The sequence below is a fragment of the Streptomyces sp. 2323.1 genome, assembly GCF_900221035.1.
Lineage (GTDB): Bacteria > Actinomycetota > Actinomycetes > Streptomycetales > Streptomycetaceae > Streptomyces > Streptomyces sioyaensis.
This window is the reverse complement of the sequence record NZ_LT907981.1, coordinates 736,889-747,673: the sequence shown is the minus strand read 5'-3', so window position 1 is coordinate 747,673 and position 10,785 is coordinate 736,889. Positions and strand designations below refer to the sequence as shown.

Below are 10,785 nucleotides of genomic sequence, written 5' to 3'. Positions count from 1 at the left end.
CCATGACCCAGCCCAGTCACCCCCATACGTCCAGCAGCTCCCACACCCCGAGTCGCGCCGAGCGCCCCGGCCGCCCCAGCAAGGAAAGCCAGGCCGGCCAGGCCGGTCGGCCTCCGCAGTCAGAGCGTCCCGAGGCGAAGCTCGTCGACGCCCTCAGGACATCGCTCAAGGAGACCGAGCGGCTGCGCGAACACAACCGCAAGCTGACCAGCGCCTCGCGAGAGCCGCTGGCCATCGTGGGAATGTCCTGCCGCTATCCGGGCGGTGTCCGGTCCCCCGAAGACCTGTGGCGGCTGGTCTCCGAAGGCGGGGATGCCATCTCCGGGTTCCCTGAGGACCGGGGCTGGGACATCGAAGCGCTCTACGATCCCGACCCTGAACATGACGGAACGTCGTATGCCCGCCATGGCGGATTCCTTTACGACGCCGCCGATTTTGACGCCGCATTTTTCGGAGTGGCGCCGCGCGACGCCCGCGCCATCGATCCGCAGCAGCGGTTGCTGCTGGAGGCCTCCTGGGAAGCGCTGGAGAATGCGCGGTTGGATCCCTCAGCTCTCCGCGGCAGCAAGACCGGCGTGTTCGCCGGAGTGATGTACCACGACTACATCAACAGCTACGGCAGTGGCAGCGTCGTCTCGGGCCGCGTCGCGTACACCTTCGGTTTCGAGGGCCCTGCGGTGACGGTGGACACGGCGTGTTCCTCATCGCTGGTGGCGCTGCATCTGGCGGGCCAGGCGCTGCGCAACGGGGAGTGCTCCCTGGCTCTGGCGTCGGGCGTCACCGTCATGTCGACACCGGGAACTTTCGTCGACTTCAGTCGGCAGCGTGGCCTGGCGCCTGATGGCCGTTGCAAGTCCTTCGCCGAGGCGGCGGACGGCACCGGGTTCTCCGAGGGTGTGGGCGTGCTGGTGGTGGAGCGGTTGTCGGATGCACGGCGTAATGGTCACCGTGTGCTGGCGGTGGTACGGGGCTCCGCCGTGAACCAGGACGGTGCGAGCAACGGCCTCACCGCACCGAACGGTCCGTCCCAACAGCGTGTGATCCGGGCGGCGTTGGCGAATGCGCAGCTGTCGTCGGACCAGGTTGATGTGGTGGAGGCGCACGGTACCGGCACGGTGCTCGGTGACCCGATCGAGGCCCAGGCGCTGCTGGCGACGTACGGGCGGGACCGTGCGGAGGGGCATCCGTTGTGGCTGGGTTCGGTGAAGTCGAACCTGGGGCACACGCAGGCCGCGGCAGGCGTCGCCGGGATCATCAAGATGGTCATGGCGATGCGTCACGGTGTGCTGCCGAAGACGCTGCATGTGGATGCGCCGTCGTCGAAGGTGGACTGGTCCGCGGGTGGCGTGGAACTGCTGAGGGAGTCCCGGCCGTGGGAGGCGGGGAGGCCGAAGCGCGCGGCGGTGTCGTCCTTCGGGATCAGCGGCACCAACGCGCACGTCATCATCGAGCAGGCGCCGAAGACCTCACCGGCCCCGCAGACTCCACGCGCCCCGCAGGCCCTGGCGGACGGTCAGGGTCAGTCAGATGCCGTCCCCACCGGATCATGGCCGACCGATGTGCCGGTGCTGTGGCCGCTCTCCGGGGCGAGCGCGGACGGCCTGCGGGCCCAGGCGGCAAGCCTGCTGGACCTGCTGGAACGTGCGGATGCTCCCGGTCTGGCGGATGTGGGGCTCGCGCTGGCGACGACGCGGGCGCAGCTGGAACACCGTGCGGTGATCGCGGGCAGCGACCGTACGGAGCTGGCTGCCGGGCTGCGCGCCCTGACCGACGACGCTTCGACCGCCGGGCTCGTCCGGGCAGTGGCCCGACCGGGCGGCAAGACCGCCTTCCTCTTCACCGGCCAGGGCGCACAGCGAGCCGGGATGGGACGCGAGCTGTACGAGGCCTTCCCGGTGTTCGCACTGGCACTGGACGAGGCCTGCGAACACCTTGACGCCCACCTCCAACGCCCCCTGAAGGACGTGCTGTTCGCAGCGGACGAGCCGACGAAGGCCGGACCGGAGCGGGACGAGCCGGAGCGGGCCGGGCCGGTGCAAGACAAGCAGGTGCAGGACGGATCCCCGGAGAGCGCACCCCTGGACCGCACCGAGTACGCCCAACCCGCCCTCTTCGCAGTCGAAACGGCGCTGTTCCGGCTCGTCGAGTCCTGGGGCGTACGCCCTGACGTGGTCGCCGGACACTCGATCGGTGAGATCACGGCGGCTCATGTGGCCGGGGTGCTGTCGTTGGCGGATGCGTGTGCGCTGGTGGCGGCCCGAGGCCGGCTGATGCAGGCCCTGCCCGAGGGCGGCGTCATGGCAGCCCTCGAAGCCACCGAGGAAGAAGTCCGCGCACTCCTCGACGGCGCCCAGGACGCAGCAATAGCCGCCGTCAACGGCCCCCGTGCCACCGTCGTCTCCGGCGCCGAGGAGACCGTCCACACCATCGTCGAAACCCTCCGGGCACAGGGCCGCAAGACGTCCTTCCTCAAGGTCTCGCACGCCTTCCACTCCCCGCTCATGGACCCGATGCTCGACGACTTCCGCACCGTGGCCTCAGCCCTCACCTACACCGAGCCCCGCATCCCCCTGGTCTCCAACGTCACCGGCCGCACCACCGCACCAGGACAGCTGACCACCCCCGAATACTGGGTCACCCACGCCCGCGAAGCGGTCCGCTTCACCGACGCCGTACGGACCCTCCTCGCGCGCGGCGCCACGCGGTTTGTCGAGATCGGCCCCGACGCGGTGCTGTCAGGGATGGTGCAAGGGTGCCTGGACCCCGGCGAGGCCGAGCGGGTGCGGGTGCTGCCCACGATGCGTAAGAAGCGGGACGACGCACGGGCGGTCCTCACCAGCCTGGGGCAGCTGTACGCCGGCGGGGCCGTGGTGGACTGGCGGGGACTCTACGCGGGCAGCGGCGCCCGCGAAGTGGATCTTCCGACCTACGCCTTCCAGCGCCGCCGCTACTGGATCGACTCACCCGCACTGTTCGGCGGGGCCGTCACCGACGGGCTCGATACGCCGCCCGTTCCGGAGCGCTCCGACGGGGCAGCCAAGGAGCGGCTGTACGCACGGCTGGCCGGACTCCCCGAGGAGGAACAGGAGAAGCTGCTGACCGAAGTAGTGGTGGAGCACGCCGCGGTGGTCCTGGGCCACCTCTCCGCCGGCGACGTCGACCCGGAGCGTGGATTCCTGGAGGCCGGCGTCGATTCACTCTCCGCGACGGAGCTGCGGAAGAGCCTGAGCCAGATCACCGGGCTGGAGCTCCATGCCGCAGCGGTATTCGACTACGGCAGCCCCGTCCGGCTCGCCGCGTACGTGCGTGCCGAACTGGCTCCCGTACTGTCTGCACGCGCCTCTGGCTCACCTACACCGGCTCTCGCCACCAGCCGCTTGAGCACGCCGGGCGAGGAGACACTCAGCGAGCTCTTCCGCTCCGCGGTCCGGGAAGGGAAAATGGCGGCGGGCACGGCGCTGCTCAACGCGGTGGCCGATCTGCGTCCCTCCTTCCGTACCGCAGCCGAACTGCCCGTCGTGGGGGAGCCGGTCACCCTGGCCCGTGGACCTCATGGCCCGGCCCTGATCTGCTTCCCGTCGCCGATGGCGCTCGCCGGAGCCCAGCAGTACGCGCGGCTGGCCGCCCACTTCCGTGACGTGCGTGACGTACATGTGGTGACCTCGCCCGGTTTCGTGGACGGCGAGTCGCTGCCGGCATCCGTGGACGCAGTCGTCGACCACTTCACCGCGAGCGTACGGAAGTTGGCAGGCGACGAGCCCTACGTTCTGGTCGGCTACTCCTCGGGCGGCCAGTTCGCGCATGCCACGGCCAGCCGCTTGGAGAAGGAAGGTCCGGGGCCCGCCGCGATCGTGCTGCTGGACACCTACCTGCCTGCCGACAAGGACCAAGACGCCACCGACGCGGACGGTTCAGGTGCGGCGAACGGTTCGGCCGGTTTCGACGCCTCCGCTGGCGCTGCCGCGGTCAGCCGGCCGGGTTCGTCCAGTGACGGCCTCTGGGCAGAGATGCTGTCGGGAATGCTGGACCGCGAGGACGCATTCGGCGCCTTCACCGCCACCCGGCTGTCCGCGATGGGCCGGTACAGCTCGCTCATCACCCGGTGCGCGCCCCAACCGGTCGCCGCACCCGTGCTGTTCGTACGGCCGACGGAATCGTTCGCCGGGCAGACCGACGACGAGGCAGTGCCGGAGACGCCTGGGAAGGATGCGGACTGGCGCGCTTCCTGGCCGGCCGCGCACACCCTGCGCGAGGTCCCCGGAAACCACTTCACCCTGCTGGAGAGCTCGGCCGGGACCACGGCCGAGGCCGTCGAGAAGTGGGTTTCCGCACGCACGGACGGCTGACCCGTACGACACCCCCATACAGCCATACCCCCCATACCCCCTGGCCCCGGTCGCGCTCCTCATGCGCACCGGGGCTTTGGGCTGCTGCGTTGCGCATTTCTCGTACGTGCGATCTGTGCACCGGTCCGAAGGGCGTGGTGATCGCGTCCGGTGCAACTCGGCCAACTTCTCGAATTGTGTGGCGTGAAGTCAACAATGCCGACCCCATAGGGGTGGTAAGGGCTTTATCGCGTCCGATGAATTCGCCTACAGTGAATGCGCCCCAGGCAAACGCACGCCCGCTGCTGGGCTCCACAGCAAGACAAGGTTCCTGCTCAAGGACTACCACTACAACCACCGTCAACGACACCAAGGCGAGGAGGTATTGCGGAACGTTCACCGTAGACTATTCCGTGCCAAATACCCTCTCGTAAGAGATTAAAGAACCGGGATGAAGGTTTGTCTCGGGAGTGCGATATTTCCTTGTGCATTCGGCTGTTGTCCAGGGGTCCCGGGGCGTTACTGTGGTGGCTCCGGAGGAAATCGGTCGACTGTATTCGCATAGCGCCGTATGCGTGGTACGCTCCGGCGCCTGACCACAGGACGATCTCATCTTCAGCGAGCTGATACCGGATCAAGTGATCCCCGTGGAAATTCGCCCGGGTGCCGCGGGGAACGACGAGCGGCATCCCGCGCAGGTGCCGCGAGGGGGTGTCGCCTTCATGGCCGAGACTCCCTCCTCGTCGCGATACGACATCGTTGTGGTCAGTGCGCCGGACGAGGCGCGAACCCGATCGATGCTGCCCATCGTGCAAGAGCTGCACCGCAGGGATCACCGGATCACGTACCTCACCACCCAGGAGTTCGCCGCGCAGGCCGTCGCCCTCGGCGTCGACGTTCTGGTCCATCAGCCTTGCCCCGCCTATGGCCCGCACGCCGAGCCCAGGGAGTGTGCGGGGAGGGCGGACCCCTCCGGCGTGGAAGGCACCCTCGACTGCCTGGAAGAGATCTGTGCCGATTTCGCCGACGATGTTCCGGATCTCGTGCTGTACGAGACCTCGAACCGGATCGTCGCACGGTTGCTGACCTGTCGCTGGAACCGGCCGGCGGTGCAGATCTTTCCTTCCTTCGCCTGGCCCGACGCCCTGGTTCATGACGACGCTCCGGCCCGTGAGGCCGGAGCCGAGGTGTGGAGAGCAGGTCTTCCCGAGTACACCCGCAAACGGCTGGCGCGGTTTCTTTCGCCGGCGGATCACCCGAGTGTATCGGCGGGTGACTTTTATACACGGGCCGAACCCCTGTCGATCGCCTTGCTGCCCAGGGCTTTTCAAGCCGACGGGGATCTCTTCGACAGCCGGGTTGCGTTCGTCGGGCCCTGCATCCCGGAACGCCGTATGGATGAGCGCTGGTCGCCGCCCGCGAACGGGCTGCCCGTCGTGTTTCTCGCGCTCGACCCCGAACTCTTCGACGCGGGCCCGGCATTTCTGCAAAATGTCGTGGATGCCCTGGCAAGGCACCCCTTGCACGTGGTGGTCACGACGGACGGTGACGTGGACGGCTGGCCGCAGGGGGAGGATTTGCCGCCCAACGTCGAAGTGCAGGTGCGGGCCCCGCGCGCTGTGGTGCTGCGCTGGGCGGCGGCCTATATCTGCCATCCCGATCTGAACAACGTCATGGAATCCCTGTATTTCAATACACCGCTGGTGGCCGTGCCGAGGTCCGACAGCGAACGGGCCGTGGCCGACCGGGTGGCGGAACTCGGGCTCGGGGTGCAGCTGCCGCCCGAGGCAGCCGCACCCGAGCAGCTCGTGTACGCGCTCCTCACCCTCCTCGGCGACCTGGACACCCGTTGCCGGGTGCGGGCACTCCAGCGGGAGGCGCGCCGCGCCGGGGGTGCGCGGCGCGCGGCGGACGAGATCGAGCGCTATCTGGAGTGGATCTACGAGCCGTAGTAGGACGGGCCCCGGCCGGCCCCGAGCGCTCCCGGAAGGTGTTCAGGCGGACTCGGCCTCCGGCGGGGAGACATGCAGCTTCGCGGCCAGATCGCTACGCCGGCTGACATCCAGCTTGCGATAGACCCTGGTGAGGTGCTGCTCGACGGTACTTACCGTGATGAAGAACTTCCGGCCGATCGCCCGATTGGGCACCCCTTGCGCGGCGAGTTCGGCGACGCGTCGCTCCGCGTCACTCAGCGCATCGACACCGACCGGTTTCCGGCCCTTCTGCGGCCCGCCCTGGGCATCGGATGCGCCGGGCCCGGCCGGCCGCGAGGGGCCGGCGGACGCGACCGCTGGCGTGGCGTGCGGGGGGCGTACGACCGGCAGCGGCTGTGCCCACTCCGAGGGTATGTGGCACGACTCCATCATGTCGGCGGCACGCTCAGCCGTCTCGCGCGCCCGGTCGTGCTCGCCCAACTCGTGGTAGGCGGCGCTGAGATCGGCCAGCGCACGGGCGAGTTCGAAGCGTCCGGTGTCCGGCTGGAGCAGGGAGACGGCCTCTTGCAGAAGCGCCGGGCGGTCCTCGACGCCGCCTGCCGCGGCCAGCAGCCGCAGTGACGCCCCCCGGGTGCGGGGCTGCTGCGTTCCGGGACGGGTCAGCTGCTCCTCGATGAGCGTCCTGGCCCTGCTCTTGAGTCCAAGGGCCAGCGCGGCTTCCGCGGCGCCACTGCGCCAGGAGATCAAGGACGGCAGGTCGAGTCCCCAGGCCTCCATCAACCGGCCGCAGCTCTCGAAGTCGGTGAGCGCGGCCGCGGGCCGGTCCGTCGACAGATGGAAGTGCCCGCGCGCGTAGAGGTAGTGGAGGCCGTACCGGGATTCGAAGATGGTGTCCGGTACCGGCAGTCTGATGTACTTCACCGCCTTGTCGTGCTGCCCCATCATGGTCGTGGCGAGGATCAGGTTCGCCAGCAGGCCGCCGATGACCACACCCCAGGCGGCAGCGGGCAGTTGGGAGAGCGCGGCCTCGCCCTGTTTCACGGCGGTGGCCATGTCGCCCTGACGGAAGGCCGCGTCCGCGCGTACCGCCGCGAACGCCGCCTGCCAGGTCGACGCTCCCTGCTGCTCCGCTTCCTTGAGCAGCTCCTCACACCAGGCGGCGGCTCGGTCCGGACGGTCGGCGCAGATCAGGGTGAGCAGCGCGGCGTGCAGCGAGTCCAGGGTCGCGGTGCCCAGGCCGACGCTGTGCAGGATCCCTTCGGCGTTGGTCACGGCCTCGTCGCCGGGGCCGTCTGCCAGCAGACGGGAGAGCAGGCTGACCGCCTGGCGCCCGAAGGGACGCACCGAATCGGGACCGGTGTCCGCCTCCTGGGTGGCCGCCGAGCCGGCTGATTCTGTCAGCAGCGCGGGAAATGAGTACGCCATCCAGCCGGTGAGGGCTGCCAGTTCCTCGGATTCCGCGCGGTCGGACGCGGTGCCGTTCGCCTCCCAGCGGGTGAGCGTTTCGCGGGCCTCGCGGTAGCGGCCGTGCCACAGCAGACTGCGGGCCAGCAGGCCGGTGTCCTGGCCGGTCAGGTGTCCACCCTGCGAGGCCTCCATTAATCGCTCCGCATGCCGCATGGCCTTCAGCGGTGACTTCTGCCATTCGATCCGCATGCGGTCCGCGGTGAGCGCGGCCAGCGGCCGGCTGTCGCGGCAGTTGTTCAGCGCGAGATCGAGGTATTCACAGGCCATTCCGGTCCTGCTGGCGGCGAGTTCGGAATGCGCCGCGTCCCTCAGTACGTTGATCATCCACGCTTCGGGCGCCGTGCCCGCCGCAACGAGTTGTTCGGCCACCGCGACCGGTGGCACCCCGTCGTTCTGGAGCGCGGTCGCGACCCGCAGGTGCAGTTCGTGTCGGGCTTCGGGTGCCATCTCCTCAAGAATGGCCGTACGCGCGGCAGGGTGCCGGAAGCCCTCCGCGTCGAGCAGCCCGGTTGCGGTGAGCGAGGCAATCGCGTGCTCCACGGTCGCGGTGTTCAAGCCGAGGATGTGGCCGATCAGCACGGACGATCTGACGGTGCCCAGTGCGGCCACCGCTCGTGCCACGTCAAAGGCCGCCGGCTCTGCGAGATACAGACAGTCGGTCAGCGCGTTGCGGAAGGCCGGCTGGGAGACGGCGGGCTCGGTTTCGAGCCGTCCGGCGAGGCGGTGTATCGCTTGGTAGTCGTCCAGCAGCGCGGACAGGAAGAGCGGGCTTCCGCCGGAAGCCTCGTGGTACGGATCGGTGAGTTCCAGCGCCTTGGCGGGGCCCAGTCGTGCCGCGATCATGGTGTGCGCGCCGGAGCGGGTGAGCATGTCGAGCCGGATCTTGCGGCAGTTCGGCTGCCGGAACAGCTCGGCGTGGAAGACCGGATGGGGCGAGCGCACCGTTGACAGCTCGGCGAGCAACAACAGCAGGCGGGACGACTTCATCCGGCGCTGCAGGAACAGCAGCATCTGGAGTGAGGGGCCGTCGGCGAACTGCAGATCATCGATGCTCACCACGACGGGGCCGCGCTCGCTCAGCTCCAGCAGGAGGGACCGCAGCTCGTTGGCCACCGTGATGCTCGGCTGGTTCATCATGACGGGATCGGCGCCCGCCGCGTGGTTGGCGGAGAGCTCATCGGCCAGGAGTGCGTTCACCCGGCGGCGGAAATCCGGGGGCAGTGTCTCGCATCGGAAGAGCTGGTCCATCACGCCAAGCGGTAGCTCACATTCTGCTCGTGATGCCACTGCGGTCAGTAAGAATGCGCTGGAGTTAGCCGCTTGTTTGCAGAAGCTTTGGAGTAATTGAGTTTTCCCGCTTCCCGCTGGTCCGCTGACCAGCGCGACGCTTCCCCGGCCCGCCCCGGCATCGGCGAGTAACGCCGACAGCTCGGCCAACTCGGCCTGGCGTTCCACTAGTTGATGAGTCTGCTGCGCTTCCATCTTTCCCCCCGGTGTACGACCATATCCAGACCAGCTTCGCAAACATAGCAAGCGGATTCGATCCAATGCGGTCACCGCGATCGGCGAGCGACAGAAATGTAAATTCCGCTGGTACGCGGCACCTCGACCGACAGGAATGGTTCACTTCGGATGTCGCAATGATGGCCGAAAACGGAGCTCTGGGCGCCGCGAGTTTCCGTATCTGACACGGTCACATTCGGCGTTTCCGAAGCCCAGCGCTCGTTTCCAGGTGTGCGGTCCGTGAGGGGCCAGGTCGCACTTTGCGCCATTCTTGGACCGTGAGTCGTCGGCGTGTCGCCGGTCCGGCCGCGGCGGCCGCCGGTCCGGCCGCGGCGGCCGCCGGTCCGAGTCTCCTCGAACGGCGAGCCGCCAGGAGTGCCGGGCACCGCCAACTGCTCGATGGGCGGTGCCCGTTGCACCGTGACGGCTCAGATGTCGAGGTCCGCGTACAGCGCACCGTGGTCGGATGCCTCGGTGTCCTTCCCGGTCACGGTCGGGAACGATTTGAACGTGTGCGGCGCGAACACACCGCGCCGCTCGACGTCCACCGCCTGCACCCGCCTGAACAGGCCCGGCGAGAACATCAGGTAGTCGATCTTCTGCTTGAGCGACTGGCCCGTCTCATACGTGCCGGGATCTCCCGTGTAGCTGCTGTGCGACATCGCGTCCTGCAGGCCCGTGTCGAGGAGTGTCTGCAGCGGCACGCTGTCCGGGGTGTCGTTGAGATCTCCGGCGACCACGACGTGCGCGGAGCGCTTGCGGGCCTCCTCGTAGATCTGCGCGACCCGCTTGGCCTGCGCCTTGCGCCTGTTGGCGCTGTCGGTGGGGTTGCCGAACCCCTTGCTCTTGAAGTGGTTGCCCAGGATCCACAGCCGCTTCCCGCCGTCGAGCTCGATCTCGAACTCCGGGCAGTCCCGGCTGAAGACGGGCCGGCCGGTCTTGGGGTCGGGATCGAAGATGTGCGACCGAATGGCGGTGATGGGCCGGCGGCTGAACAGTCCGACGTCGATGCCGCGGCTGTCGTTGCCGTCGATCAGCATGTTGAACGGGTACCGCTTCTTCGGGCCCATCTGATCGGTCAGCACCTGCTCGTTGAAGCGCTCCAGAGTGAGCCGGTCCTCGACCTCGACCGTGAGCAGCACATCGGCGTCGACCTCGGCGATCACCCGGCCGGTGTTCTCGACGGAGACGCGGTTGATGTCGTCCGTGATGAGCTCGGCCCAACCGACCCACTTTGCCCGCCCATCGGCGACGATCTCCAGGGTGCCGCCTTGCTTGACGGAGAAGAGCTTGGCGCCTCCGCGGGTCTCGTTCACCAAGAACGGCCGCGTCTTCGACTGGCCGTTGGGGACGTCGTACTTCTTGAGTATCGCGGCGATGGCCTTCTTGTCCGCGGCCGTGTACGTCGCGTGATCGAGGAGGGAGACCAGGGTCGCGAAGTCCTCCAGGGTCTTGCGTCGCTTCTCCTCGTCGGCCAGCGCGAAGACACGGGGCCGCTGGAAGAGGTTCTCGGTGTTGAAGGTGGCGATACGGATGGTCATGGCGCCTCCTCACGC

General features: G+C 68.3%; 4 protein-coding genes. 2 read left to right on the top strand and 2 right to left on the bottom strand.

Translation table 11 applies throughout. The annotated features are described in order from the left end of the window. The first annotated feature begins 2 nt into the window (after positions 1–2). Both CPH93_RS02705 and CPH93_RS02700 read left to right on the top strand, forming a co-directional pair. Positions 3–4,346 carry a type I polyketide synthase gene (locus CPH93_RS02705; RefSeq protein WP_096211811.1) on the top strand — a complete coding sequence of 1,448 codons (4,344 nt, stop codon included), beginning with the start codon at positions 3–5 and terminating at the stop codon, positions 4,344–4,346. 701 nt (positions 4,347–5,047) lie between these two features. Further along, positions 5,048–6,277, top strand: coding sequence for a nucleotide disphospho-sugar-binding domain-containing protein (locus CPH93_RS02700; protein ID WP_159394950.1), 1,230 nt, complete (start codon positions 5,048–5,050; stop codon positions 6,275–6,277). Between the two features lie 42 nt (positions 6,278–6,319). Here the strand turns inward: CPH93_RS02700 and CPH93_RS02695 are convergent, their stop codons facing one another. Beyond that, complete coding sequence (locus CPH93_RS02695; RefSeq protein WP_096211809.1) at positions 6,320–9,208, bottom strand: helix-turn-helix transcriptional regulator; 2,889 nt, start codon at positions 9,206–9,208, stop codon at positions 6,320–6,322. Positions 9,209–9,657: 449 nt separating this feature from the next. Continuing rightward, positions 9,658–10,770 (bottom strand): endonuclease/exonuclease/phosphatase family protein, encoded by a 1,113-nt coding sequence (locus CPH93_RS02690; protein ID WP_096211808.1) that lies wholly within the window; start codon positions 10,768–10,770, stop codon positions 9,658–9,660. Between the last annotated feature and the right edge of the window lie 15 nt (positions 10,771–10,785).